The 26096-nt window shown below is 62.5% G+C and carries 22 protein-coding genes; 14 read left to right on the top strand and 8 right to left on the bottom strand.

Annotation, left to right across the window (positions count from 1 at the left end; translation table 11 throughout):
* Positions 1 to 7: 7 nt before the first annotated feature.
* From GJ668_RS04575 to GJ668_RS04550, 6 genes are all read left to right on the top strand, one after another.
* On the top strand, positions 8 to 514 hold the full coding sequence (locus tag GJ668_RS04575; protein ID WP_343032176.1) for a hypothetical protein: 507 nt from the start codon (positions 8 to 10) through the stop codon (positions 512 to 514).
* A gap of 193 nt (positions 515 to 707) precedes the next feature.
* Positions 708 to 1862, top strand: coding sequence for an LbtU family siderophore porin (locus GJ668_RS04570; protein ID WP_155448945.1), 1155 nt, complete (start codon positions 708 to 710; stop codon positions 1860 to 1862).
* A gap of 371 nt (positions 1863 to 2233) precedes the next feature.
* A complete protein-coding gene (locus tag GJ668_RS04565; protein WP_155448944.1) occupies positions 2234 to 5224 on the top strand; it encodes a ribonucleoside triphosphate reductase in 2991 nt (996 codons plus the stop codon).
* A 137-nt stretch (positions 5225 to 5361) separates the two neighbouring features.
* A complete protein-coding gene (gene nrdD, locus GJ668_RS04560) occupies positions 5362 to 5550 on the top strand; it encodes an anaerobic ribonucleoside-triphosphate reductase (RefSeq protein WP_155448943.1) in 189 nt (62 codons plus the stop codon).
* Between the two features lie 48 nt (positions 5551 to 5598).
* A complete protein-coding gene (locus GJ668_RS04555) occupies positions 5599 to 6336 on the top strand; it encodes an anaerobic ribonucleoside-triphosphate reductase activating protein (protein WP_155448942.1) in 738 nt (245 codons plus the stop codon).
* A gap of 34 nt (positions 6337 to 6370) precedes the next feature.
* Positions 6371 to 6706: an HVO_A0114 family putative DNA-binding protein gene (locus GJ668_RS04550; protein ID WP_343032175.1), complete on the top strand. Its 336-nt coding sequence runs from the start codon at positions 6371 to 6373 to the stop codon at positions 6704 to 6706.
* A 37-nt stretch (positions 6707 to 6743) separates the two neighbouring features.
* On the opposite strand, the gene GJ668_RS04545 is transcribed toward GJ668_RS04550, so the two are convergent.
* Genes GJ668_RS04545 through GJ668_RS04530 form a run of 4 tightly spaced genes read right to left on the bottom strand, consistent with a single transcriptional unit; the run spans position 6744 to position 11002 of the window.
* The gene (locus tag GJ668_RS04545; protein ID WP_246194630.1) at positions 6744 to 7412 is read right to left on the bottom strand and encodes a HyaD/HybD family hydrogenase maturation endopeptidase; all 669 of its coding nucleotides are present in this window, start codon (positions 7410 to 7412) and stop codon (positions 6744 to 6746) included.
* Positions 7409 to 8101: a Ni/Fe-hydrogenase, b-type cytochrome subunit gene (cybH, locus tag GJ668_RS04540; protein ID WP_155448940.1), complete on the bottom strand. Its 693-nt coding sequence runs from the start codon at positions 8099 to 8101 to the stop codon at positions 7409 to 7411. Before cybH ends, GJ668_RS04545 begins: the two co-directional genes overlap by 4 nt.
* Before the next feature lie 16 nt (positions 8102 to 8117).
* Positions 8118 to 9908 carry a nickel-dependent hydrogenase large subunit gene (locus tag GJ668_RS04535; RefSeq protein WP_155448939.1) on the bottom strand — a complete coding sequence of 597 codons (1791 nt, stop codon included), beginning with the start codon at positions 9906 to 9908 and terminating at the stop codon, positions 8118 to 8120.
* Complete coding sequence (locus GJ668_RS04530; RefSeq protein WP_155448938.1) at positions 9905 to 11002, bottom strand: hydrogenase small subunit; 1098 nt, start codon at positions 11000 to 11002, stop codon at positions 9905 to 9907. Before GJ668_RS04530 ends, GJ668_RS04535 begins: the two co-directional genes overlap by 4 nt.
* Positions 11003 to 11275: 273 nt before the next feature.
* On the opposite strand from GJ668_RS04530, the gene GJ668_RS04525 reads away from it, so the two are divergent.
* Positions 11276 to 12874, top strand: a complete 1599-nt coding sequence (locus GJ668_RS04525; protein WP_155448937.1) for an ATP-binding protein — start codon at positions 11276 to 11278, stop codon at positions 12872 to 12874.
* A gap of 45 nt (positions 12875 to 12919) precedes the next feature.
* Positions 12920 to 13867: an AEC family transporter gene (locus GJ668_RS04520; RefSeq protein WP_155448936.1), complete on the top strand. Its 948-nt coding sequence runs from the start codon at positions 12920 to 12922 to the stop codon at positions 13865 to 13867.
* A 4-nt stretch (positions 13868 to 13871) separates the two neighbouring features.
* Here GJ668_RS04520 and tal read toward each other — a convergent pair whose 3' ends face one another.
* Positions 13872 to 14840, bottom strand: a complete 969-nt coding sequence (tal, locus tag GJ668_RS04515; protein WP_155448935.1) for a transaldolase — start codon at positions 14838 to 14840, stop codon at positions 13872 to 13874.
* Between the two features lie 325 nt (positions 14841 to 15165).
* Here tal and GJ668_RS04510 point away from each other — a divergent pair, with 325 nt between their 5' ends.
* From GJ668_RS04510 to GJ668_RS04485, 6 genes are all read left to right on the top strand, one after another.
* Entirely contained in the window at positions 15166 to 16203 is a 1038-nt protein-coding gene (locus tag GJ668_RS04510) for a TerC/Alx family metal homeostasis membrane protein (protein ID WP_155448934.1), read from the top strand.
* A 76-nt stretch (positions 16204 to 16279) separates the two neighbouring features.
* Complete coding sequence (locus GJ668_RS04505; RefSeq protein ID WP_155448933.1) at positions 16280 to 16591, top strand: hypothetical protein; 312 nt, start codon at positions 16280 to 16282, stop codon at positions 16589 to 16591.
* Positions 16578 to 16814: a hypothetical protein gene (locus GJ668_RS04500; RefSeq protein WP_155448932.1), complete on the top strand. Its 237-nt coding sequence runs from the start codon at positions 16578 to 16580 to the stop codon at positions 16812 to 16814. Before GJ668_RS04505 ends, GJ668_RS04500 begins: the two co-directional genes overlap by 14 nt.
* Positions 16815 to 16938: 124 nt before the next feature.
* Positions 16939 to 17421: a Crp/Fnr family transcriptional regulator gene (locus tag GJ668_RS04495; protein WP_155448931.1), complete on the top strand. Its 483-nt coding sequence runs from the start codon at positions 16939 to 16941 to the stop codon at positions 17419 to 17421.
* 42 nt (positions 17422 to 17463) lie between these two features.
* Positions 17464 to 18756, top strand: coding sequence for a cation:proton antiporter (locus GJ668_RS04490; RefSeq protein ID WP_155448930.1), 1293 nt, complete (start codon positions 17464 to 17466; stop codon positions 18754 to 18756).
* A 31-nt stretch (positions 18757 to 18787) separates the two neighbouring features.
* Positions 18788 to 19882, top strand: coding sequence for a TRAP transporter substrate-binding protein (locus GJ668_RS04485; RefSeq protein WP_155448929.1), 1095 nt, complete (start codon positions 18788 to 18790; stop codon positions 19880 to 19882).
* 32 nt (positions 19883 to 19914) lie between these two features.
* Here the strand turns inward: GJ668_RS04485 and GJ668_RS04480 are convergent, their stop codons facing one another.
* Genes GJ668_RS04480 through GJ668_RS04470 form a run of 3 tightly spaced genes read right to left on the bottom strand, consistent with a single transcriptional unit; the run spans position 19915 to position 25966 of the window.
* Positions 19915 to 21360, bottom strand: coding sequence for an ATP-binding response regulator (locus tag GJ668_RS04480; protein ID WP_155448928.1), 1446 nt, complete (start codon positions 21358 to 21360; stop codon positions 19915 to 19917).
* A complete protein-coding gene (locus GJ668_RS04475; RefSeq protein ID WP_155448927.1) occupies positions 21357 to 23024 on the bottom strand; it encodes an ATP-binding protein in 1668 nt (555 codons plus the stop codon). Before GJ668_RS04475 ends, GJ668_RS04480 begins: the two co-directional genes overlap by 4 nt.
* On the bottom strand, positions 23021 to 25966 hold the full coding sequence (locus tag GJ668_RS04470; protein WP_155448926.1) for a chemotaxis protein CheB: 2946 nt from the start codon (positions 25964 to 25966) through the stop codon (positions 23021 to 23023). The genes GJ668_RS04475 and GJ668_RS04470 overlap by 4 nt, the downstream gene beginning before the upstream one ends.
* Positions 25967 to 26096: the final 130 nt, after the last annotated feature.

Raw genomic sequence — 26096 nt, 5'->3', positions numbered from 1 at the left:
GATCATCGTGCGACTCAAAGCCGACACCCAGACACCCAACACCGACGACCTCGACGCCCAAGTGCTCCAGGACGTGCAATCCCAGTTCCCTTCCCCACTGGACCGGAGGCACCGCGTCATCGTCATCCTGCTGATCGGCGGCCTGCTTATCCTGCCAGTCGTCATGGCCAGGTCCAGTCTCGATGCCGACACCCAGGCGCTTCTCGTCGAGGCGGTCGAGGCCGCGGCTGATCTGGATGCCTATCATGCCCGCTGCCGGGGCGACGGCTCGGGGCGGCGGCTCGAAAATCTCAGCAAGCTCATCGTTGGCAAGCTGCGCACGACCGTGCTCACAGTCCAGGACGACCTCTTTCCCGAGCGCAACTACCGGCGCACCCAGGAGCGGCTCGAACGCGATTTCGTCGAGCGTCTCCAGGCGGCCGGTGGCTGCCAGGGCGCCAAAGACTCGACGCTGCCCGAAGAACTCCGACAACGCTACGAGGCCGCGCTCGAATCGATTCAACAACTCCCCTGAGCGCACATCCCGCCTGACTCCGCCTGCTCCAGCTCGAAGCAGGCCGGACCACTCCTGCGTCACGTCACAGCCGATGGGTCTTTACAAGCCCTGTCGGCCTGCTATATAAATAGCAATAATTCGCATTTGCAGTCGCATCAGGACATCGTCTGGCCGGCGTGACTGGCATCGACTCGACCCAGGAGCACCGACCTTGAGAATCCAACGACTCTCCGCCGCCATCGCGCTGGCGCTCGCCACAGCCGGCACCGCCCAGGCGGCGGGATCATCGAATGCTCAGCACCCTGGCGAACCCAAACGCCTTGAACGTCTCGACCAAGCGCTCGATCGTCCGCCGGCGGAAACCGACGCCGCATCTGCCTGGTATCGCCACATCGAGATCGCCGCTCTGATCGAGGTCGAGGCCAGTTATCTCTCGCCCTATACGGGTGACAGCGAGAGCGACATCAGGCTGTCCACCGCCGAGCTGGGCATCCGCGCGCCGGTCAACGACTGGGTCGAGGCGGGGATCTCGTTCCTCTATGAGCAGGACGCGACCGATCTCGAGGTCGACACCGCCTCTCTGACGCTCGCTAACGCTCATGTCTCGTTGCTGTTCCTGACCGCCGGCCAGGTCTATGTGCCCTTCGGCGTCTATGAGACCAATCTGGTCTCCGACCCGCTGACGCTGGACATCGGCGAGACGCGTGAGACAGCACTGCAACTGGGCTTCGTGCAGCGTGGCTTTGCGGGCAGTCTCTATGCCTTCAACGGCGACAACGAGATCGAGGGTCAGGATCGGATCGGGAGCTGGGGTGCCACTCTCGGCTTTGTACAGGACGGCGACGATCGGACCTGGTCAGTCGGTGTCGGCTACATCAATGATCTGGGCGACTCGGACACCCTGTATGAGAGTATCAACGACAGCCGCGCCAGTGCCGTCGAACTCGACCCGAGCCTGAGCCTCGATCCGACCGAGCGCACCGGTGGCTGGACCCTCAACGCCGCCGCGAATCTCGGGTCATTCAGCCTCATCGGCGAGTATCTGTCCGCCACCGACGACTTCGATCCGGCCAGTCTGGAGTTCAAGGGTGAGGGGGCGCGTCCCTCGGCCTGGAACATCGAGGCCGGCTACAGCTTCAGCGTCCTGGGCCGCGAATCGGTGGCAGCGGTCGCCTATCAGGGCACGCGCGAAGCACTGGCACTCGAACTGCCCAGAGAGCGCTGGCTGCTCGGCTGGTCGATCGAACTCTACGATCGCACCTCGCTTGGACTCGAATGGGCGCGTGACCGCGATTACAGCACACGCGATGGTGGCACCGGCAAGTCGGCCGACGCCATCATCGCGCAACTGGCGGTCGAGTTCTGACCGCGTTCGCCGTTCTCCTGTGGCGGGGCCGATCGACGACGATTCCGCCGTGTTCTTATCCCCTACCATCTCAGTCGCCGAATCCCCGCCAAACCATTTTCTTGCCGTCGACGCTCGCCAAAAACTGACGTCCATACAGCACCTTCCGCGCGCCCCTGCCAGCGATGGCTCTTGTCAAGCTCATTTGTCTCTAGCCACAGCATCTGGTTAGAGGTATACTCGCCAGCTACTACATATTGTGCCCGCACCTGCGGGCGCTTTGCGTTCCAGCCGCTCACCAAGGGTACTGATTTGGAACGAAAAGCGCGATTCCAGCGAGTCTGGGGCACCGATTTTTCAGTTCAAAACCGTACCGCCGACCGAGGATCACGATGGCCAATCAGACGCACTCACCTGCTCCCCCGACCCGCGTGGTCAAGCGTGATGGGCAGGAGGTGCGTTTCGATGCGGCCAAGATCGAATCGGCGATCCGGCGTGCCGGTCAGGCCAGCGGCGAGTTTGGCGCACCCGAGGCCAGTCTGCTGACCGCGCAGGCGATCAAGGTGCTCACGCATCGCTTCAGCGATGGCCGTCTGCCCGATATCGAGGGTATCCAGGATGTCGTCGAGCAGACGCTGATCGCCGCCAACCATTTTGAGACCGCGCGCGCCTATATCGTCTATCGCGAGCAGCACAACAAGCTGCGCACCGACAGCCGCACCCTGGTCGATGTCGGCAGCTCGATCAACGAATATCTCGACCGCTCCGACTGGCGCGTGGCGGCCAATGCCAATCAGGGCTACTCGCTCGGCGGGCTGATCCTCAACACCTCGGGCAAGATGATCGCCAACTACTGGCTCAATCATGTCTATCCGCCCGAGATCGGCGCCGCGCATCGCGAGGGCGATCTGCACATCCATGACCTGGACATGCTCTCGGGCTACTGCGCCGGCTGGTCGCTGCGCACCCTGCTGCACGAAGGGCTCAACGGCGTGCCCGGCAAGGTCGAGGCCGGGCCGCCCAGGCATATGTCGAGCGCCATCGGGCAGATCGTCAACTTTCTCGGCACGCTCCAGAACGAGTGGGCCGGAGCGCAGGCGTTTTCGAGCTTCGATACCTACATGGCGCCCTTCGTGCGCGTCGACGGCTTGCCCTACAAGCAGGTCAAGCAGTACATCCAGGAGCTGATCTATAACCTCAACGTGCCGTCACGCTGGGGCACCCAGTGCGTCGATGCCGAGACCGAGTGTCTGACCGAGCACGGCTGGAAGCGTCACGATCAGATCCAGCCCGGTGAGAAGATCGCGACCTTCGACTGGCGCAACAATCGGCTGGAATATCTGGAGCCGCTGGCCATCACCGCCTATGACTTCGACGGCGAGATGTACGTGTTGCGCAACCGCACCCAGGAGCAGTGGATCACGCCGCGTCACAAGGTGCTGCGCAAGGTCTTCAACAGCGAGGATCGCTGGATCCTCGAAGACATCGAGCAGGTGGCCGAACTCAAGTCGCCGGTTATCATCCCCAATGCCTGGGAGACGGCGTCCGAGCATGAGATCGACGATAAGGTCGTCATGCTGCTGGCGTGGATCGTGGCCGAGGGCAATTTCGATTTCAGCGAAGGACGTGCGCGCGTCAGTCTCTTCCAGTCCACGGGCCATCCGGAGCACGCCGCCGAGATCGAATGGCTGCTGCACGAGTTGGGCCTGAGCTGGCACTGTCAGGAGCGCACTGGAACTTACTCCAACTATCCGGTCTATCGCTATCGTCTGAACAAGGATGCGAGCGAGTTCGTGCTGGGCTATCTGGAGCGCAAGTGCGTCCCGGATGTCATCCGCACCCTATCGGCGCGTCAGATCCGGCTCTTCCTCGACACCTACGTCAAGGGCGATGGCCACGTCGAAGAAAATGGCCGCACGCGCATCTATACCAAGGACCGCGACAATCTCGACGCACTCCAGGAGCTGTGCGCGCTCGCCGGCTATGGCAGCACGGTGCACACGCGCCAGGATTCGGGCGTGCATGTGCTCAACATCGTGCGCAACCGCGAGACCTATATCCAGCTCATCGAGCGCAAGCCTTATAAAGGCAAAGTCTGGTGTCCGACCACCCGCAACGGCACCTTCGTCGCCCGTCGTCGCGGCAAGACCTTCATCACCGGCAACACGCCCTTCACCAACCTCACCTTCGACTGGGTGTGTCCCGAGGATCTGCGCGAGCAGGTGCCGGTGATCGGCGGTGTGGAGCAGCCCTTCACCTATGGCGATCTCCAGGCCGAGATGGACATGATCAATCGCGCCTATATCGAGGTCATGACCGAGGGCGATGCCAAGGGGCGGATCTTCACTTTCCCGATCCCCACCTACAACATCACGCCGGATTTCCCCTGGGAGAGCGAGAACGCCGGGCAGTTGTTCGAGATGACGGCCAAGTATGGCCTGCCCTACTTCCAGAATTTCGTCAACTCTGAGTTGTCGCCCAACATGGTTCGGTCCATGTGCTGCCGGCTCCAGCTCGATCTGCGCGAACTGCTCAAGCGTGGCAACGGACTCTTCGGCTCAGCCGAGCAGACCGGCTCGTTGGGTGTGGTCACGATCAACTGCGCGCGGCTCGGTTATACGCATCGCGGCGATGAGGCCGGTTTGATGGCGCGGCTCGACGAATTGCTCGACATCTCGCGCAACAGTCTGGAGATCAAGCGCAAGATCATCCAGCGTCACATGGACGCCGGACTCTTCCCCTATACCAAGCGCTACTTGGGCACGCTGCGCAATCACTTCTCGACCATCGGCGTGAACGGCGTCAACGAGATGGTCCGCAACTTCACCCAGAATGCCGAGGACATCACCACGCCCAAGGGTCACGAGCTGGCCTGCCGGCTGCTCGACCGGGTGCGGGCACGCATGGTCGAGTTCCAGGAAGCCACCGGCAACATGTACAACCTGGAGGCCACGCCGGCCGAGGGCACGACCTACCGCTTCGCGCGCGAGGACCAGAAACGCTTCCCGGACATTCTTCAGGCCGGCACCCAGGACACGCCCTATTACACCAACAGCTCACAGCTGCCGGTCGGCTATACCGACGATCCGTTCGAGGCGCTGGCGATGCAGGAGACGCTCCAGAGCAAATATACCGGCGGCACGGTGCTGCATCTGTACATGAGCGAGCAGATTTCCTCGACCGAAGCCTGCAAGCGTCTGGTGCGCCGCGCGCTGGAGAACTTCCGGCTGCCCTATATCACGATCACGCCGGTGTTCTCCATCTGCCCCAAGCATGGCTATATCGCCGGCGAGCACCAGTTCTGCCCGATCTGCGATCAGGAGCTGATCGCGCGCAAGCACAAGGCGCAGTGCGCGAGTGCGGACTGTCAGTCCATCCACTGAACACCCAAACCCGAACGGCTGGACTCGATTGCCCCAGTGCCATCGCGCGAGCGGCAGCGAGCCGGCCACGGACCCGACCTCGTCGCACGCGCGGCGAGCGATAACATCGACGCATCGAAGTTAAGGAGAATGCGCACATGAACGACACCATCGAACTCAAGACCGAAGAACGGACCCCCTGCGAGGTCTGGACCCGCGTCATGGGCTATCACCGTCCGGTTACGGCCTTCAATGCCGGCAAGCAGGCCGAGCACGCCGAGCGCTGCTACTTCAACGAGCAGCCCCGGGGTTCGCTGCGCCAGCAGGACCAGCGGGTCGCCGCCTGAGCACGCGCCCGTCCCTGGCGGCCCTCGCGGCGCCTGAATCCCCTGCTCATGCCTGATAGTGCTCCACTTGCCACGTCCGACCATCCTCAGACCGCCGAGCGGCTGAGGGTCGGCGGTTTCACGCGCTTGACGACCATCGACTATCCCGGCGAGCTGTCGGCGGTGGTCTTCTGTCAGGGCTGTCCCTGGCGCTGTCGGTATTGTCAAAACGGTGATCTGCTGGACGCGACCGCTGTCGAATCACTGATCGACTGGGCGGACATCCGCACCTTTCTGCGCCAGCGTGTCAGATTGCTCGATGCCGTGGTCTTCAGCGGCGGCGAGCCGATCGTACAGACGGCGCTTGGTGCGGCTATGCACGAAACACGCGCCCTCGGCTATAAGATCGGTCTGCACACCAGCGGCGCCTATCCCGAACGCTTGCGCCCACTCCTGCCGCTAATCGACTGGGTCGGACTCGATATCAAGGCCATGCCCGAGGACTATGCGGCCCTCACCGGCGTGCCCGACTCGGGTGAGCGGGCCTGGTCGAGTTTGGCCTTGCTGCTGGAAGCGGGAGTGAACCTGGAAGTCCGCACCACGCTGATGCCTGGCTGGACACCCGACTACCTGCGAACACTGAGCCAGAGGCTGGCCGCCAAGGGTGTTCGGCACTATGTACTGCAAGCCTGCGCGCCCCAGCGGGCGCTTGATCCAAACCTGCCCGGTTACTCGATCATGCCACGCGAACTCGTTGAAGCCGTCGACCCGACGGCCTTCGAGCATCTGGATATCCGAGGCTTGTAACCGCTACCCGGCAAAGAGACCAATGGAAACCCTCGTGATTGAAGTGGCAACAGACGCCGAGTTGAATGCCAGAATCCTATGGGCCGCCGAGCGCGGAGAACCTCAACCGCCAGGGTACTTCTTCGAGACCGAGGAAGACCTGCTCGACACACTCACGGCCAACCGTTTCGCCATTCTCAAAGCTCTGGCCGGCGCCGGTCCCATCGGCGTGCGCGAGTTGGCACGGCGCGTCGGACGCGATGTGCGTGCGGTCCACGCCGACGCGCAGCGACTGGCGGGAATCGGGATTATCGAGAAGAGCGCCGATGGCACGCTGCTTTTTCCGTATGACGCTTTCGATATCCGGCTTGGATGGCGCGCGGCGGCTTGATCTTGGCTCTACCGCAACCTGTCTTCCAGAAATCGCCTTAAACGGCATCCATGCACGGACGTCCGGACTCGTAGACCTCCAGCCCCAGGGACGGATGCGGCAGATCGCGATAGTCTGCCGATTCAGACGCCTCACAATCCTCCCAGACGACACCAAACGCCTCCAGATACTCGCGCGCCAGTCCGATCGCTGGCTCGATCTGTGCCTTGACCTCGGGACGCAAACTGCCGCCGAAGTCGTCCAGTTCGACCGGCTGAACCCCGATCAACAGCAGATGGCGTGGATAGTCACCGAGCAGATCGGCCAGCGCCAATACCTCCTGGAAGCCGGTCTGGTGCAGGCTCATCTTCTTGGCGCCCATGAATTTGGGCACCTCGTCGCCCTCGACCCGCTTGAGCGTGCCGGGCGTCAGCCCATAGTCGACGGCGTCGAACACCACCAGCACCTCGGCCCAGCGGATGTCGTCGACCAGATAGATGCCCTGGGTGCCGCCGTCGAGCAGACGCACAGTGGGACCGAAGCGATAGCGGCGGGCGATCTCCTCGATCACCCGCACGCCGAAACCCTCGTCGGCCCAGAGCACGTTGCCGATGCCAAGCAGCAGGACATTGGGGGCGCTGTCCTGCCGCGCCTCCCCCTCTCCCCGGCCCTCTCCCGCCAGGGGAGAGGCGGAGTGCGACGAGCCTGGTTGCGAAGCCCGGCTCATGGCCGATCATCCTTGAACATGCGCCAGCCGCTGACCATGGTGCTGATGAGACTCTGACGCGACATGATGTCCTCACGGATGGCGGTATAGACGTGCAGCATCACGAACACGACGATGACCCACATCCCCCAGTGATGCCACATGCGCACGTCCTGGCTCTGGCCGACGGCCGGAATGACCCAGCCGAAGAGTGTGTCCTGCCAGCTCCCCGGCCCGGTCTGCTCGGAATAGAGCGCAAACCCCGTGACCATCATCACCAGCCCGCCGACCGTGATGATGACGACCATGAACAGATGCGCGAGCGGATTGTGCCCGACGTATTTGCGCGGCTCCGGTTCCAGGAAGGCATACCAGCGCAGCTCGTGCACCAGTTCGCGCCAGAAGGCGCGACGCCAGAAAGGCAAGGTGAACAACTGGTGCGAATAGCGGTTGCCGACGACCGCCCAATAGAGCCGGAACAGAAAGCCGACCAGGAACACATAGCCCGCCGCGAAATGCAGGAAGCGAATGTTACCCATCAAATAGTGATCGCTGGCCTCGCCCGACAGACTCGGCAGCGGACTGCCGATCAGATAGCCGGTGATGGCCAGGACCGTGATTGCAAGCGCATTGACCCAGTGCCAGATCCGGACCGGGGTCTGGTAGACATAGACGGCCGTGCGCTTGACCGTTGGGACGCCGGTGTACATAGGCATGATCTCCAAATCAACGGACCTTGACCCGTGTCAGCTCCTCGCCGTCCGGGCTCATGATGTGCGTCGAGCAGGCCAGACAGGGATCGAAGCTGTGCAGGGTGCGCAGGATCTCCAGCGGCTGATCGGTCACCGCTACCGGCGTGTTCAGGAGCGCCGCCTCGAAGGCACCGATGTTGCCCGCCGGATCGCGGGGCGAGCCGTTCCAGGTGGTCGGCACCACGGCCTGATAGTTGGCGATCTTGCCTTTCTCGATCACGACCCAGTGGCCGAGCGCGCCGCGCGGGGCCTCAGTGGTGCCGACACCCTTGGTCACCTTCGGCCAGGTCCGTGGCTCCCATTTATCGGGATTGGCGGTCGCGCTGTCGCCGGCTTTGAGATTGGCCACCAGCTTGTCCTGGAAATAGCGCAGCTTGTGCGCCGCCCAGGACGCTTCCAGCCCGCGCGCGGCCGTGCGCCCGAGCGTCGAGAACAGCGCCGAGACCGGTAGCTGCAAGTCGGTCAGCACCTTCTCGACCGGTTCCTTGAACTCCGGGATGCCCTTGGCATAGCCGATGATGTAGCGCGCCAGCGGCCCGACTTCCATCGCGTGCCCACGCCAGCGCGGGGCCTTGATCCAACTGTATTTGGCGTTCTCGTCGATGGCCTCGATCCGGGTCCGGGTGCCCTTGGTATTCGGACCCAGGACGAAATCCGGCTCGGTCACGCCGTCCCAGGGATGCAGTCCCTGAGACTCATCCTTGTACTTGAACCAGGAATGGGCGACAAACTCCTGGATCTGCTCGGGATCGCGCAGATCGACCTCGTGGATCTCATCGAGCTTGCCGTTGATGATGGCGCCGCGCGGCAGGAGCTGGTTGTCGGACGAGTCATCGTTGGCGCGCTCGGGGATGTCGCCATAGGAGAGCACCGCTTGACTGCTCAGGCCGCCGCCGTGAGTCCAGTCCTTGTAGTAGGACGCAATCGCCATGAGGTCCGGCAGATAGACCTTGTCGATGAACTCGATGGTGCGATCGATGATCGAGGAGACCAGATTCAGCCGCTCCATATTGATCGCGCCCACCGCCCCCGTGTCATGGAGGTTGATGGCACAGGGAACGCCGCCGACCAGCCAGTTCGGGTGCGGATTCTTGCCGCCGTAGATGGCGTGGATCTTGACGATCTCCTTCTGGAAATCGAGCGCCTCCAGATAGTGGGTGACGGCCAGCAGATTGGCCTCGGGCGGCAGCCGGTAGGCCGGATTGCCCCAGTAGCCGTTGGTGAAGGGACCGAGCTGACCGGACTCGACGAAGCGCTTGATCCGATTCTGCACGTCGCGGAAATAGCCGGGTGAGGACAGCGGCCAGTCCGAGATCGACTGCGCCAGCGCCGAGGTCGCCTTGGGATCGGCCTTGAGCGCCGCAACCACGTCTACCCAGTCCAGGGCATGCAGATGATAGAAATGCACCAGATGATCATGCGCGTAGAGCGTCAACTGCATGATGTTGCGGATGGAGTTGGCGTTCTCCGGGATCTGGATGTCGAGCGCGTCCTCGATGGCGCGCACCGAGGTCAGGGCATGGGTGCCGGTGCAGACGCCACAGATGCGCTGCGTGAAGGCCCAGGCATCGCGCGGGTCGCGTCCGCGCAGGATCACCTCCAGACCGCGCCACATGGTGCCGGTCGAGACGGCGTTGCGGATGACATTGCTTTCGTCGAGATTGACCTCGCAGCGCATGTGACCCTCGATGCGGGTCACGGGGTCGACGACGACACGCCGCCCGGCGGTGTCGAGCTGGAAGCCGTTGGGTGTCTGCACGCTCATGCCTGCTCATCCTCGGTGTGCTGAGCGCCCGTGCGCTGTTTGATACGATGGACGGCGCTCGCCGCCGCATGCGCGGTGATGGCCGCGCCGACCGTGCCGGCGGCCGCGATCCCGACGGCATCGGCATTGGCCTCGATACCGAAGACGCGGGTGTCGGTGACATGGTCGTAGAAGTGGCCCTTGTCCCAGAAATCCTTCTCCGAGCAGCCAAGGCAACCGTGACCGGACTGGATCGGGAAGGAGACCCCATCGTTCCAGCGCACGGTCGAGCAGGCGTTGTAGGTGGTCGGCCCCTTGCAGCCCATCTTGTAGAGACAGTAGCCCTTGCGCGCGCCCTCGTCGTCCCAGGACTCGACGAACTGACCCGCGTCGAAGTGCGGGCGGCGATAGCATTTGTCGTGGATGCGCTGGCCGTAGAACATCTTCGGCCGCCCCTGACGGTCGAGTTCCGGCAGGCGCTCGAAGGTCAGCATGTAGGCGATGACGCCGGTCATGACTTCAGCGATCGGCGGACAGCCGGGCACCTTGATGATGGGCTTGTCGTGGATGACTTTGTCGATCGAAACGGCTTGGGTCGGGTTCGGATGCGCCGCCTGCACGCAGCCCCATGATGCACAGGTGCCCCAGGCGATGACGGCCTGACAGTCGCTGGCGACCTCGCGCAACTGATCGAGGAAGGGCCGCCCGCCGATGATGCAGCTCATGCCGTCCTGACCCAGCGGCGGATTGCCCTCGACGGCCAGAATGTAGCGGCCTTTATACTTGTGGCGGATCTCATCGAGGATCGCCTCGGCCTGATGCCCGGCGGCGGCCATGAGCGTGTCGTCATAGTCGAGCGAGATCATCGACAGCACGACGTCCGAGGCCAACGGATGGGCCGAGCGGATGAAGGATTCCGAGCAGCAGGTGCATTCCAGACCGTGCAGCCAGAGCACCGGGATGCGTGGCTTGGTCTCCATGGCCTCGGCGATGCGGCCCGCGAAGCCGGGGGCCAGACCCAGGGTCGCCGCCGTGAGGCTGCAAAATTTGAGGAACCCGCGCCGGCTGATCCCCTGCCGGCGCATCGCCTCATAGAAGGTATCGGTGGTTGCCATCTTGGTGTCTCTATTTGTTGTTGGTGGCGTCACGCGGGTTTCGCTCGGTCGTGACGCGCTATCTCCTCCAAAGAGTGTGGGAATTAGAGCACCTCTTGAGTGAATTCATCAAGATAGCGGGGCAAATAAAATTTGCGTTATCAATGATAATCATCAATTGAGATGACCGGAGGACATCGGGGTCGGATGCGCTGGGCGGTGACTACCGAGGCGGCGGTGCCTGGTTTAGACTGAAATCCAGGCAGACATCCGCACGACTCCGGAGACCATCCCATGCCCACCCCCGATCCGTCCCGCCCGCGCAAGCTCCCAATCGGCCTCCAGAACCTGCGCGAGATCATCACCGACGGCTACTGCTATGTGGACAAGACACCGCATGCCCTAGCGCTGGCCGAGGCGGGCAAGTATTACTTTCTGTCGCGTCCGCGCCGCTTCGGCAAGAGCCTGTTCCTGGATACGCTGAAGGAACTGTTCGAGGGCAATGAACCGCTGTTCCGGGGGCTGTACGTCCATGATCGCTGGGACTGGTCACAACGCCATCCGGTGATCCGGCTCGACTTCTCGGCGGGTATCCTGGAGAACCGGGAGCAACTGGATCGGCACATCCATGAATTGCTGCGGTTCAATCAGCGTCAGCTGGGCCTGAACTGTGAGGCGACCAGCCTTACCGGCTGCTTCGCTGAGATGATCGAGCGCCTGCATGCCGAGACCGGCCAGGGCGTGGTGATCCTGGTCGACGAATACGACAAGCCCATCCTGGACAACATCGACCATCCCGAACGTGCGGCCGAGGTGCGTGAAGGGCTCAAGAATCTTTACTCAGCCATGAAGGGCCGGGATGCCGAGCTACGCTTCGTCTTCATGACTGGCGTCACCAAGTTCAGCAAGGTCAGCCTGTTCTCCGGGATCAACCAGCTTCAGGATCTCACCCTGGATCCCCGCTGCGCGACCCTGTGCGGCTACACTCAGCATGACCTGGAGACCGTGTTCGCCGACCATCTGGCCGGCGTGGACTGGGACGAACTCCGGCGCTGGTACAATGGCTACGGCTTTCTCGGCGAGCCGGTCTATAACCCCTTCGATATCCTATTATTCATCAGCCAGGGCCGGACCTATCGCAACTACTGGTTCGAGACCGGCAGTCCGAGTTTTCTGATCAAGCTGTTCCAGCAGCGGCGTTATTTCCTGCCGGATCTGGAGTCCGTCGAAACCAGCGAGGAGATCCTGGATTCGTTCGACATCGAGCGCATCGACCCGGTGACGCTGTTGTTCCAAACCGGCTATCTGACCATCAATCAAGTCGAGCAACGGTTCGGTCAACTGCTGTTCAGGCTGCGCATCCCGAATCAAGAAGTCCGCCTGGCCTTGATGAATCACCTCGTCGATGCCTGGACCGACCGCCTGCCCAGCGAACGCATGCCTTGGCAGCTGGCGATCCATGAGCCGCTGATCCGTGGCGATGTCGCCGGCCTGATCGCGGCCATCAAACGTCTGTTCGCTGGCATCCCATGGCGCAATTTCACCTACAGCGACCTGCCTGAATACGAGGGCTATTACGCCAGCGTGCTCTATGCCTTCTTCGTCAGTCTCAACGCCGAAGTGATCGCCGAGGACATCAGCCATCACGGGCAGGTGGATCTGACGGTGAAACTGGAAGGCTACGTCTATGTTATCGAGATCAAGGTCGAGCGCGGTCGGCCCTCCCCAACGCCTGATCAGGAGCCGGTCGACAATCCGGCGCTGGCGCAGATCCAGGCGCGCGGCTACAGTGCCAAATATCGCGGCCTGCCGTCGCGGGGGCTGTTCGAGGTCGGGCTGGTGTTCGATCCAGACGCGCGCAACCTGATTCAGGGGGATTGGGTGGCGGTCTGACCGGACTCCATCCGTCTCCAATCACCCCTATTCAGGAAGTCCGTCTTGTTCGCCATCCTTGCTGTCACTGCTCCCATCTTTCTGCTGATCGCGCTCGGCTTCGTCGCCGTGCGTCAGGCCTGGATGCCGCGCGAGGGGGCGGTGGCCATGAGCCGCTATGCCCTGCTGTTCGCCCTGCCCGCGCTGCTGTTCGACACGCTCTCCAAACGCTCGCTCGACAGCATCCTGGTGCCCGACTTCCTGCTGGTCTATGTCAGCGCCTCGATGATCACCTACGGCATCGGCGTGCTGGTCGCCTCCATCGCGCGGCGCACCTCACCGCTCGACAACGCCTTCTTCGGCATGGGGCTTTCGATGTCCAACAGCAGCTATATCGGCTATCCGCTGGTAGCGCAGTTGCTGGGCGAACCGGCCCTGATCGCCGTGGTCATGGCCATCCTGACCGAGGTGCTGATCATCCTGCCGCTGACCCTGATCCTGACCGAGTTCCATCGCGAGCGCGGACGCGGCAGTGTACTGCGGACGTTGGGGCGGGTGCTGCGCACGGTCGGCACCAACCCGATCCTGTTGGCGATCGCGGCCGGGCTGGCGTTTGCCGCGCTCGGCTGGCGCCTGCCGGTGCCGATCGGACGCACCATCGAGCTGCTGGCCGGCTCGGCAGCGGTGGTGGCGCTGTTCGCCATCGGCGGCAGTCTGGCCGGACAGCGGGTGCGGGGCGCGCTCGGCCCGGCGACGGCCATCGCCGCCGGCAAGCTGGTGGTTCATCCGCTGGTGGCCTTTGGCATGCTGCTGCTGGTGCCGACCCTGGATCCGACACTCGGTCAGGCCGCGCTGATTCTGGCGGGACTGCCGATGGTGACCATCTTCCCGCTGATCGCCCAGCGCTATGGCCAGGGCGAGATCCCGGCCACGGCGCTGGTGGTCACGACGCTGCTGGCCTTCGTGACGCTGAATCTCGGGTTGTGGCTGTGGGGGATCGGCGTGCCGGGTTAGTCGCTCAGGTGCTTTGGTTGATCTCGTGCGCGAAGCGTTCGAGCTTGAGCGTGTCGGCGGTAAAGAGCCGGATGCCCTCGGCAAGCTTCTCGGTCGCCATGGCGTCCTCGTTCAGCTCCCAGCGAAAACCGATCTCGTCATAGCCGACCCTGGGGATGTCGAGCGCCTGTGCCCGGTCCGGATCGAGCCGGCGCGGCACCTCGCCTTCGGTCGAGTCCAGCTCCCCGAGCAGCGCCGGGGAGATGGTCAGATAGTCGCAGCCGGCCAGCTCAAGGATTTCGTCGAGATTGCGGAAGCTCGCGCCCATGACCACGGTCGCGTAATCGTGACGCTTGTAGTAGTTGTAGATGCGTGTGACCGAGCGCACGCCCGGATCTTCGTCGGCCGGATAGCCGGCAACATTCTCGGCCTTCTTGTACCAGTCGAGGATGCGCCCGACGAAGGGTGAGATGAGCGTGACACCGGCGTCAGCACAGGCCACGGCTTGGGCGAAGCCGAACAGCAGGGTCAGATTGCAATGAATACCCTGGCGCTCCAGACGCTCGGCGGCGCGGATGCCCTCCCAGGTCGAGGCAATCTTGAACAGCACCCGTTCGCGCGCATCCACCCCGGCCTGCTGATAAAGCTCGACCAGTGCCTCGGCGCGACGCACCGTAGCGTCCTCGTCGAACGAGAGCCGTGCGTCGATTTCGGTCGAGACCCGTCCCGGAACGACCTTGAGAATTTCGGTTCCGAAGTTGATCGCTAGCTTATCCATGGTCAGACGCGCCTGGGCCTGACTGTCGCCGCCGTGGCGGGCGCCGTGGAGCAGTGCGTCCTCGACCAGCTCGCGATAGGCCGGCATCTGCGCGGCCTTGTAGAGCAGCGAGGGATTGGTGGTGGCGTCCTGGGGCCGGTAGTCGATGATCGCCTGGAAGTCGCCGGTATCAGCGACCACGGTGGTCATGCTCTTGAGTGCTTCGAGTCTGTTCATGAGTGAAAGCGCCTCCAGCGCGGAACACGAAAGGGATGAATTGTTAAGCGTGACCCATTGATGCAGGGTAGCGCACGAGTGCCGTGAAACGCTCGATCCTGATGAGTATGGATGGCGTAGATGTCGAACGTTTGACGGGCGCCTTTCTCTTCAGGTCCAAGCCGATGCGCGGCACACACGGGACTGGAGCAAAACCGCGATCTGGCCTATGCTCGACGTCCTTGAAGGGGTACCTGGGTCCGTCCCGCCCCTCGCACACGTCCCGACCGCCGCTCTTCGCGGCGGTTTCTCGTTTTGATCAACCAACCTCAACCACGGAGTCTCTATGGGCCATTTCGGCTTTCCGATGGAAGCCATCGCCATCTTCATCACGGTGGTCGCCGTCTCCATCTATCTGGATCTCTTCGCGCATCGCAAGACCGATGAGATCAGTGTCGCCGACGCCGCCAAGTGGTCGGTATTCTGGATCGTGCTCGCGCTCAGCTTCTACGGCTATCTCTGGGGGCGCTTTAGCAAGGAGTGGGCCGATCTCTATCTGGCCGGTTATGTGCTTGAAAAGAGCCTCTCGGTCGACAACCTCATGGTCTTCATGGCCATCTTCGCCTCCTTTGGCATCCGTTCGGGGCTGCAACATCGCATCCTCTACTGGGGCATCATCGGCGCGCTGGTGTTCCGCGCCATCTTCGTTTTGCTCGGCACCAGTCTGTTCATGGCCAGCCCCTGGGTCGGCTTCCTCTTCGCCATCCTGGTGGCCTGGAGCGGTGTGCAGATGCTCAAGAGCCGCGGTGATGGGGAGGAGATCGAGGACTATTCCGACCACTGGAGCGTGCGTCTGACCGGCAAGATGATGCCGGTCTACACCCGGCTGCATCTGGACCGTTTCTTCGTCAAGCACGAGGAGCTGTTCGTCGGACGCGAGGAGGCCGAGCGTCAGACGTCGGTCACGCGCATGGGCGCGCTCTATGCCACGCCGGCCTTCCTCTGTCTGGCGACGATCGAGACCTCGGACCTGGCGTTCTCGTTCGACTCGGTGCCGGCGGTCATTGCCGTGACGCAGGAACCGCTGCTGGTCTATGCGGCGATGATCTTCGCCATCCTGGGTCTGCGCAGTCTCTATTTCGTGCTCGCGGCCCTGACGCGCTATCTGGTGCATCTGGAGAAAGCGGTCATCGTGCTGCTGTTCTATATCGCCGGCAAGATGGCGCTGCAATCCTGGAACCATGCCATCGGCGACACGGGTCTGCACATCTCGCCCGGAACTAGTCTGATGGTGGTGCTTGGTGTGCTGGCGCTGGGTGTCATCGCCTCGTTCCTCTTCCCTGAGAAGACGGACGATGACGCGGCTGGCTCAGCCAAGGGCTGAGCGCGTTCTGAGCCACGGGCCGGTTCGCTGGGACCGGCCCGTCGAAAGATCGAATCCGGCGCCTGGATAAGCGGCTATGCTGAAGGACGTCAAGCCATCGGCGTATGAGATCGCACAGACCGCCGGCAATCCACACCACGGATGGATGCTGCAACAACGCAAACTGCCCACGGTCAAACTTTTGAAATCGATCAGAACGCTGCAAAAGCAGATCGAGCAGCATGAAGCCTGGATTGCAGATCCGTGGTCGAAGTGCGCCTCCGATCACGATCCTGAAAAAGTGCGGTATTACCAGACGCAGAAATGGCCGAGCGATATTGCGCGCCAGCGCGAGCAAATCAACATCATCGAGGGGGTGCTTCGTGAGCGAGACAGTGACCAAAAATGACGCCGCACTCGCGGTCCTCGAGGAAGTCCTATGGGCGGCCAGACGTGCGGCTGAGAAGTCAAAGGACGATCAAGGCCAATTCGCTAGTGGTTTGCAGGCCGCCTATTACGACGTGCTGAGCGTGGCGTTCGAGCAGGCCGGACTGTTCGATCTCGATCCAGCCGATTTCGGCATGCAGGATTTCAACCCGGATTCCATGCTCTCTCCACGCAAAGCCGCCTGAGATTGATTGCTACATCCCGCTCTTCTTCGAACCGTTACTCGGACCTATCGACCATTGAACCGTGTCCGGTATGATAGACGCCATTTCGCCGATTCATTCGCGGATTCACGGGAGCCACAACCCAATGACCGACATCGACAAAGCACAGGTCCTCGCCAGCTCGACCCTGGGCGGGGAATTGGACGCCGACGAATGCCAGGCGCTCGCCGAGCGCACGGGCGTCATTTCACTCCAGGCCGGCGAGACGCTGGTCGACGAGGACCAGGACCGCCGCACGCTCTTTGTGCTCGCGCGCGGCCGACTCTGCGTCTGTAAATCGGTCGGCGGCATCGAAGAAACGGTCTACCAGATGCGACCCGGCGAATGCGCCGGCACCCGCGCCTTCGTCGATGGCAAGCCGCGCCGCGCCGCCCTGCGCGCCGAGGAACCCGTCAGCGTCCTGACCCTGGAGCCAGAGGACTTCGACGCGCTGATCGAAACCCACCCGCGTCTGGTCTTCAAGGTCATGCGCGCCATGTTCCGCATCACCCACAGCAATCTGATGCGCATGAATCTGGAGAGCGCCGAGATGCGCAACTATCTGCTCAAGAGCGGCGGACGCTATTGAGCCGGCGCGCGCTATAAACCCCAGTAGCCCCCGGAGACGCCGATGCACCTGTTCGACATCCTCGCCGTCCTGCTGAGCCTGGCGGCGGCCTTCAGTTGGATCAACCATCGCTTCATCCGGCTGCCGACCACCATCGGTCTGATGCTGATCGCGCTCCTGCTCTCGCTCGGGCTGCTGATCGCGCCACTCGATGCCGAGTGGCACTCGACCTTGAAGCTACTGCTCGAAGAGGTCGACTTCGAAGACACGGTGCTGCATGGGATGCTCGGCTTCCTGCTGTTCGCCGGTGCGCTCCATGTCGATCTGCACGATCTGGCGCGTCACAAAGGGGTCATCGCCATCCTGGCGAGCGCCAGCGTCATTGTCGCTACCCTGCTGATCGGAATGGGCGCCTGGCTGCTGTTTTGGCTGCTCGGGCTGGATGTGCCCTTCATCTATTGTCTGCTGTTCGGCGCCCTGATCTCGCCGACCGATCCGATCGCGGTGCTCGGTATCCTCAAGGGCGCCGGAGCGCCTGAGTCGCTCAACACCAAGATCACGGGTGAGTCGCTGTTCAACGACGGCGTGGCCGTGGTGCTGTTCCTGACCCTGGTCGGAATCGCTACCGGCGCGCACCAAGCGAGCCTGTTCAACGCGCTCGGCATGCTGGGCTACGAAGTCATCGGCGGCGCGCTCCTGGGATTCCTGAGCGGCGGTCTGGTGCTCCTGATGCTGCGCCACGTCGACGACTATCAGGTCGAGATTCTGCTCACCCTGGCCCTGGCGACCGGTGGTTATGCTTTGGCCGATCAGTTGCATCTGTCGGCGCCGATCGCCATCGTGGTCGCGGGACTGATGATCGGCAATCATGGGCGCCAACGCGCCATGTCCGAGACAACGCGCCAGCATCTGGACGATTTCTGGGAGCTGGTCGACGAGATCCTCAACGCCGTGCTCTTCGTGCTGATCGGGCTGGAAGTGCTGGTGCTGGATCTGAGCGGCGGTCCACTGATAGCCGGGACGCTGGCGATTCCGCTGGTGCTGGCCGCGCGGGCGCTGAGCGTGGGACTACCGATCGGGCTGATGCGCCGGATGCGCGACTTCGCACCCGGCACCGTGACCCTGCTGACCTGGGCCGGACTGCGTGGCGGCATCTCGATCGCACTGGCGCTCTCGCTGCCGGACGGCGAAACGCGCGATATCCTGGTGAGTGTCACCTATGTGGTGGTCGTGTTCTCGATCCTGGTCCAGGGGCTGACGCTCGGGCCGCTGGTGCGGGTCATCGGTCGGCGCGCCGATCGTGAACTCGCCGAGGTCACGGCCGACGCCGATTCATCCGCCTTCACTCATAACTGACCAACGATAACGATCTGGTGAGGACACAGCCATGCAAAGACGCGACTTCCTGAAGACCGCCGGTGCCGGTGCACTCGCCGCCGGAGCCAGTGTCTCGCTCCCAGCCCGCGCCGACGAAGCGCCAAGCATCAAATGGCGCCTGGCCTCCAGCTTCCCCAAGAGCCTGGATACGATCTATGGCGGCGCCGAGACCCTGTCCAAGCGGGTCGCCGAGTTGACCGACGGGCGCTTCGAGATCCGCGTCTTCGCCGGTGGCGAGCTGGTGCCCGCGCTCGGAGTGATGGATGCCGTGCAGCAGAATACGGTCGAGTGCGGCCACACCGCCTCCTATTACTACTACGGCAAAAACAAGGCGCTGGCGGCTGAGACCACCCTGCCCTTCGGGATGAACACCCGCCAGCTCACCTCCTGGGTGCTGGCCGACGAGGGCATGGGACTGCTGCGCGAGATGTTTGCCGAGTACAACATCCTCAACTTCCTCGGCGGCAGCACGGGCGCGCAGATGGGCGGCTGGTATCGTCGTGAGATCAAGTCGCTGGAGGATCTCAAGGGACTCAAGATCCGCATCCCCGGCTTCGGCGCCGAGATCTTCTCGCGTCTGGGTGCCGTGCCTCAGTCACTGCCCGGCGGCGAGATCTATCCTTCGCTGGAGCGCGGCGCCATCGATGCCGCCGAGTGGACTGTGCCCTATGACGACGAAAAGCTCGGTTTCCATAAGGTCGCCAAGTATTACTACTACCCCGGCTGGTGGGAGCCAGGCACCCATCTGGTCTTCTATGTGAACAAGGATCAGTGGGCGGCGCTGCCACCGAGCTATCAGGCCGCCTTCGAGGTCGCCGCCAATGAGGCGCATCTGGAAATGCTCGCCCGCTACGACGCCAAGAATCCGCCGGCGCTGCAGCGGCTGCTCGCCGGCGGCGCCGAGCTGCGGCGCTTCCCCGACGACGTGCTGCTCAAGGCGTATGAGACCGCGCATCAGGTCTATGCCGAAGAGGCCGAGAAGAATCCCACCTTCAAGCGGCTCTATGACTCCATGATGACCTTCCAGGAACGCTCAGATGCCTGGTGGGGCGTCGGTGAGTCGCCCATGTCCAACTTCCGGCAGGCAGTACGGCGGATGAAGTGACCCTGGGCGCGCGACGTCGCGTCCAGGTCCGATCAACCCTGCAATAACTCTAGCGCCTCCTCGAAGTCATAACTGGCCATCGCCGCACGAAATGCCGCTTCACGCCCCTTGAGCACCGATTCATAGAGACTCGGTGCATCGGCATAGAGACTGTGCGCGCTGACGTCGTTTTGTTCGAGCAGGCGCGACAGGTCGTCGATGGCCCGGCGGACGGCTTCGTCATCGAGCGACTCCGTTCCCTGGGCCGGTTGCGGCGCGCCGGCAGCCACCGGCGCGTCACTGATCGGCAGACGCAGACAGAACCAAAAGGTACTGCCCGCCCCCGGCGCGCTCTCGACCCCGATCTCACCGCCCATCAGCGTCACCAGCCGCTTGGAGAGCGCCAGCCCCAACCCCATGCCCTCGTAGCGGCGGGTCATGGCGTCATCGCCCTGACGGAAGGGCTCGAACAGTTGGGCGCGCACGTCGTTGGACAGACCAATGCCCTGATCGATCACCGCGAACCGCAGCTTCACGGCTTTTTCACGCGCTTCGATCTGGCTGACCAGCAGCCGAATGCAGCCGCGCTCGGAAAATTTGATGGCATTGCCGAGCAGATTGTCGAGAATCTGTTCGAGACGACGCGCATCGCCCCGCACCCAGACCGGCAGCGCCGGGTCGATGTCCTGGACCAACTCCAGCCCCTTGGTCGCCGCGTTCGGCGCGAAACGCGCCACGACACGCGCGCAGAGCGCCTGAAGATCGAAGTCATCATCGACGATTTCAAGTCGATCGGATTCGGCGCGGGCGAGCGTCAGCAGGCCATCGATGTTCTGCAGCAAGCGACCAGCGGCCCGTTCCAGATGTTCGAGACGGGTGCCTGTTTTGACGTCCTGCTGATCGAGCTTGGTCAGATAGGTCAGCCCCATGATCTGATGCATGGGCGTGTGCAGCTCATGGCCGATGTTGGTCAGAAAGACGCTCTTGGCGCGGTTGGCGCTCTCGGCTTCATCGCGCGCCAGCGCCAGCTCGCGCACCCGTTCGTCGATGAGCTCTTCCAGATGATCGCGATGGCGCGTCAGCTCGGCATTGGCGGCCTGCAATTCATGCGCGCGCCGCTCCATTTCCAGATGCATCGCGACGCGGGCGCGCAGTACGGCCTTGTTGACCGGCTTGTGCACGAAGTCCACGCCACCGACTGACAGGGCGCGCGCCTCGCTCTCCGAGTCGGTGCGTGCGGTGACGAAGATCACCGGAATCTCGCATGTGGCCGGATCGGACTTGAGTGCGGCACAGACCTCATAGCCGTCCATTTCGGGCATCATGACATCGAGCAGGATCAGATCCGGCTGGTCGGTCTTGGCGAGCAGATCGAGCGCCTGACGCCCGGAAGTCGCGAAGCTGGTGTCATAGCTGTCTTCCAGCATCCCGAGCAGGATCTCGATGTTTGTCGATGTATCGTCGACGATCAGTAAGCGCGGAAGCGCGTGTTCTTTCATTGCAAATTCCAACCCTGTTGCTGAGCCAGACCGCGCAGACCCGAGAGTGCGGTCTCGAAATCCAGCTGGGCGATTGCCGCCGCGATCAGCCCATAGTCGGCTTCTAAGGCGGACCCTTGCAGCAGGGATTCGATTTCGAGACTGAGTCGGCGCGCCCGGCTCTGACGACTGTCCAGCATCCAGGCCAGTGTTTTGAGTTTTGGATAAAGTTCATCCAGATCGATCGGTCGCGTTACCGCGCGCGTCTCCGGCGACTGGTCGCGCGGCGCAGCGAGCAGCGTCGTACAGAACTCACCTCTGGAGTCATCAGGAACCTCGACGAGACGCAGCGGAACCTCGAACCAGAAGGTACTGCCCTCGCCAGGCCGGCTCTCGACGCTGATCATGCCGCCCATCAGCTCAACCAAACGCTGGCTGATGCTCAAGCCCAGCCCGGTACCGCCATGGGTGCGGCTGGCCGACATATCGGCTTGCTGAAAGGGGGTGAAGAGCGATTGGTACTGCTCCGGCGATAAACCGATACCCGTGTCCTCGATCGAGAAGCGCAGCGTGATTTGCTCGCTGCCGGTCGTTTGGATGGCGATCGGCTCGGGGTCGGTGCTCCTCGCGACGCGAACCTGGATGCGACCGCGTTCGGTAAACTCGATGGCATTGTCGACCAGATGATTGAGAACCTGCTGAATCCGCAAGGGATCGCCCGCGAGGACCGTCGGCACCTCGGGCGCTTTCAGGCAGGAGAAATCGAGACCCTTCTCATCGGCGCGCGGCGCGAAGAGCCGGTGCGTTCGATCAAGGAGATTGTCGAGATTCAGCGGAATCGACTCCAGGTGCAGTGAACCGGCCTCGATCTTGGAATAATCCAGGATGTCGTTGAGCAGGCTCGAGAGCGCCGCCGCCGAATCATGGATCTTGAGCAAATAGTCACGCTGATGCGCGGTCATCGCCACGGCTTCATCGAGCAACAGGTTCGATAACCCGATGAGCGCGTTCATGGGTGTGCGTAGCTCGTGACCCATGTTGGCCAGAAAGGCGCTTTTGGTCGCGCTGGCCTGCTCGGCGGCCAGCTTGGCCTGCATGAGCTCGCGCGAGAGTGTGTGCAGGGACTGTTCGGCGCTGCGATCGACCAGCGCCACCAGCATTTGCCGATCGTTTGGCGTGTGTTCGCTCAGTGGCATGATGTGCACATCGAAGTACAGGTTGCCGCCACCACCGTTCCTCAGCACCATGGACTCCAACTGACAGGGACAGGCATCGAGCGGCGCGCGCATGAGACTGTGCAAGCGGGTACGGCTCGGGAAATCGAAGAGCTGAAACAGCGAGCCGCGATGCAAGGCGACATGCCGGCTGATGCCAAGCACCGCGCACGCCTGCTCGTTGGTCTCGACGATGAAACCGCCCGCATCGATTACGATGGCCGGAACAGGCAGATACTCGAAGAGCTGCTGATACCGGTCCATCGCGACCGCCATGCGCTCTTGCACCTGAATCAGTTCATCGTTCTGGATCTCCAGTTCGGCCTGATAGACCCGCAGCTCTTCGATCAGTTGGGAGATCTCCAGTGCCTTGGCGCCGTCCTGATTCAGCGCCAGATTGGCTTGTCCTTCAGCGATCGCCCGTTCAGCGCGCTCACGCAGTCGGTTCAGACTGAAGTGACGCGGTTTCAAGCCGTACGACTCCGATGCCAGGCGCTGATGTTGATGTGACTGACCACCACGCCGATCTCCTGACTCATCACCGGCGCGACGTTCATGACGAACCAGCGCTCCTCGGTTGATGAGTGACAGGGATATTCCATCGAGAAGATCGGCAGCGTGCCTTCCAGTACACCGCGCAGACCGCGATAAGCCTCCTGAGCATAGGCGTCCTCCTTGGGCAGGGCGGGCTGGCAGACCTCCAGATAGTTCACGCCTGGGCCGCTGTGTTTGAGGTTCTTGTCGCCATTGGCGAGCGCAAAGCGCCGCCAGGCGGTGTTGACCAGAATGATACTGCCGGAGTGATCGAGCACGGCGATGTGCTCGGGCAGGGCATCGAGGATCGCTTGCAGGCGGCGGGCATCATGGAACGCGGTCACGTCAACGAAGGTCGCCACCACGCCATTGATGGTGGTCGAGGGGATCAGATACGGCAGGATGCGCACCAGATAGGTCTTCTTGTCATCGAGCGTGACGACCTCAGTCTCGATCAGACGCTGATTAACGAGCGTCTGGCGCAGATCCTCCAGCAGATCCGGATAGCGCAGCACATGCGAGATGTCGCCCAGATGGCGTCCGGCATCGGACTCGCGCAGCTTGAAGATCTGGGTCGCGTCTGGGCTGAAGCGCGTGATGTGCAGATCCGAGTTCAGGAAAATGGTCGCCACGCCGGCGGCCTTGGCCATGCTGTCGAGGTCGGCATTGACGCGGTTGACTACCAGCATCTTCTCTTGGAACTCGGCGTTGACGGTGCTCATTTCTTCGTTGACCGATTGCAACTCCTCGTTGGAGCTTTGCAGCTCCTCGTTGGAGGCCATGAGCTCCTCGTTGGTTGCCTGCAATTCTTCGTTGGAGGTTTCCAGCTCCTCGATGGTCGCTTGCAGACTCTCACGGGTTGCGCCCAGCTCGCGTTCGAGCACGGCCACACGCGCCATGGTCTCGGCATCGACGTTGACCGGCTCAGACGGGGTATCGACGGATTGATTAGGCTTATTCTCGAAGCAGAGCAGCGTTAAGCGTTCATCACTATCGGTATGCAGCGGATGGGCCGACAGCCGGATGGTGCGCTGCTCGCCACTTTTGAGCGTGGTGTCGATCAGATCGGAGATGATCGAACAGCGGTCGCGCGCCGCTTTGTAGAGCAGCGCCGCGGCCACTGGCGTGAGTTTTTCGGGCAACAGCCGACTGATCTCCAGGCTGGCCGCGCCCTCGCGGGTCTGGAGATAGGGGTTGACGTCGCCGAAGAGATGGATCACTTCATGCTGGTGATTGACGACAATGGCCGGTGGCGTATAGAGCGAGAGCAGTGCTGTGACGCCCAAATTGGCGATGGAGGATTCGCTGACACCGTGGCGCGTTTTTGTCAGTTGCGGTGCTTTGCCGAGCGTCGGCGGCGTGAGCAAGGCGGCAGCACGGCGCTCCAAGAACGGCATCGAAATGGCCCCGACGCGCCGAAAGATCTTGTGCTTGGCGCTGATCGTCTGTAAGCCTTCGGTCACGGAGGACAGTGACTCACTGGGGCCGATCAGCAGCACCCCACCCTCGCGGATCGCGTATTGCAGCGAACGCAGGGCATGTTCCTGAGCGGACGAATTAAAATAAATCAGCGTGTTGCGGCAAACCACCAAATCCATCTTGGTGAAGGGCGGATCGGCGAGCAGATTGTGGCGCGCAAAAACGATGCACTGGCGCAGTTCGTTTTTGATGACGAAGCGGTCGCCCTGCTTGGTAAAGAAGCGCTCCAGACGTTCGGGTGAGAGTTCAGCGGCGGCGGATTCGGGATACTGACCGACACTGGCGGTTTCAACGCACGACTGATCGACATCGGTGGCAAAGATCTTGAGGTTCGGCCAGCGGCGTTCGCGCTCGAAGGCTTCGATGAACAGCATACCGATGGTGTAGGGTTCCTCACCGGTCGCGACACCGGCGATCCAGACTCGGATCGGCTCATTGGGCGGACGCTCCGAGACCATCGGGCTGATCACGCTCTCGGCCAGCACATTGAAGGTTTCGGGATCACGAAAGAAGCTGGTAACCGAGATCAGCATTTCGCGCCTGAGCGTGATGACCTCGTTGCGATCATGCTCCAGCAGGTCGTAATACTGATACAGCTCTGGGGTGTGGCGCACCTGCATCCGCCGGTCGATGCGTCGCATGACCGTGGTCGGCTTGTAATCGGAGAAGTCGATGCCGCCGATCTGGTGCAACAGGTGCAGCAGTGCCGCGAGCACCTCCTCGTTGGTCATGTTGGCGCGCGGCACCAGATGCTGTGGCTCGACCTCCGGCTCCTTATAGGGAATATTGCGGATGTGCGCCAGCAGCCGTGCCGAGATTTCCTCTGCCGGCAGAATGGCGTCGACCAGCCCGGTGGCGATCACGCTGCGCGGCATGCCATCGAACTTAGCCGATTCCGGCTCCTGCGCCATCAAAAAACCACCGGCGGCATTGATGGCCACCGAGCCGCGGGTGCCGTCGGTGCCGGTGCCTGAGAGGATGATGCCAACGGCGTGCCGGTCGTAGATGTCGGCGAGCGAGGAAAAGAAGATGTCGATCGGCAGCGTCAGACCACGCGGGTTCTTCGGGGTCAGATGCAGATGCCCCTTGGTCACATGCATGATGGCGCCGGGCGGGATCAGATAGACGTGGTTGGCGTCCATCGGCATGTCATCCTCGACCATGGTCACCGGCATCTCGGTGTGACGCGCGAGCAGATTGCTCATCATGCTCTTGTGGTCGGGTGACAGATGCTGCACCACCACGAAGGCAGAACCGAGATCAGTCGGGCAGGCCTTGAAGAATTTTTCCAGCGCGTCGAGACCACCGGCCGAGGCGCCGATGCAGACGACATAGCCATCGAAGGGCGCGGACTTGGAGGGCCTGGACCCTTCAGTCTTGGGCGGGGCGTTCTTTTTCATCAGCAAGGACGATCTATGTGGGGTGGACGCGGCCGAATTGACGGCACTCAACGCTGGCACGGTTTAGAATACGGCATTCTATCGAAAAGGCACGCCAGGAAAGCGTCGAGATTCGAAACTGAGTCCATAC

Source organism: Allochromatium palmeri (genome assembly GCF_009720725.1).
GTDB lineage: Bacteria > Pseudomonadota > Gammaproteobacteria > Chromatiales > Chromatiaceae > Thermochromatium > Thermochromatium palmeri.
Note: the sequence above shows the minus strand (reverse complement) of the source record. Positions and strands in the feature narration are given on the sequence as shown.

Coding starts and splice junctions, on each gene's coding strand:
- GJ668_RS04565 (WP_155448944.1), top strand. CDS start 2,234: ATGGCCAATCAGACGCACTCACCTGCTCCCCCGACCCGCGTGGTCAAG.
- nrdD (WP_155448943.1), top strand. CDS start 5,362: ATGAACGACACCATCGAACTCAAGACCGAAGAACGGACCCCCTGCGAG.
- GJ668_RS04555 (WP_155448942.1), top strand. CDS start 5,599: ATGCCTGATAGTGCTCCACTTGCCACGTCCGACCATCCTCAGACCGCC.
- GJ668_RS04545 (WP_246194630.1), bottom strand. CDS start 7,412: ATGAGCCGGGCTTCGCAACCAGGCTCGTCGCACTCCGCCTCTCCCCTG.
- cybH (WP_155448940.1), bottom strand. CDS start 8,101: ATGTACACCGGCGTCCCAACGGTCAAGCGCACGGCCGTCTATGTCTAC.
- GJ668_RS04535 (WP_155448939.1), bottom strand. CDS start 9,908: ATGAGCGTGCAGACACCCAACGGCTTCCAGCTCGACACCGCCGGGCGG.
- GJ668_RS04530 (WP_155448938.1), bottom strand. CDS start 11,002: ATGGCAACCACCGATACCTTCTATGAGGCGATGCGCCGGCAGGGGATC.
- GJ668_RS04525 (WP_155448937.1), top strand. CDS start 11,276: ATGCCCACCCCCGATCCGTCCCGCCCGCGCAAGCTCCCAATCGGCCTC.
- tal (WP_155448935.1), bottom strand. CDS start 14,840: ATGAACAGACTCGAAGCACTCAAGAGCATGACCACCGTGGTCGCTGAT.
- GJ668_RS04510 (WP_155448934.1), top strand. CDS start 15,166: ATGGGCCATTTCGGCTTTCCGATGGAAGCCATCGCCATCTTCATCACG.
- GJ668_RS04505 (WP_155448933.1), top strand. CDS start 16,280: ATGCTGAAGGACGTCAAGCCATCGGCGTATGAGATCGCACAGACCGCC.
- GJ668_RS04495 (WP_155448931.1), top strand. CDS start 16,939: ATGACCGACATCGACAAAGCACAGGTCCTCGCCAGCTCGACCCTGGGC.
- GJ668_RS04490 (WP_155448930.1), top strand. CDS start 17,464: ATGCACCTGTTCGACATCCTCGCCGTCCTGCTGAGCCTGGCGGCGGCC.
- GJ668_RS04485 (WP_155448929.1), top strand. CDS start 18,788: ATGCAAAGACGCGACTTCCTGAAGACCGCCGGTGCCGGTGCACTCGCC.
- GJ668_RS04480 (WP_155448928.1), bottom strand. CDS start 21,360: ATGAAAGAACACGCGCTTCCGCGCTTACTGATCGTCGACGATACATCG.
- GJ668_RS04470 (WP_155448926.1), bottom strand. CDS start 25,966: ATGAAAAAGAACGCCCCGCCCAAGACTGAAGGGTCCAGGCCCTCCAAG.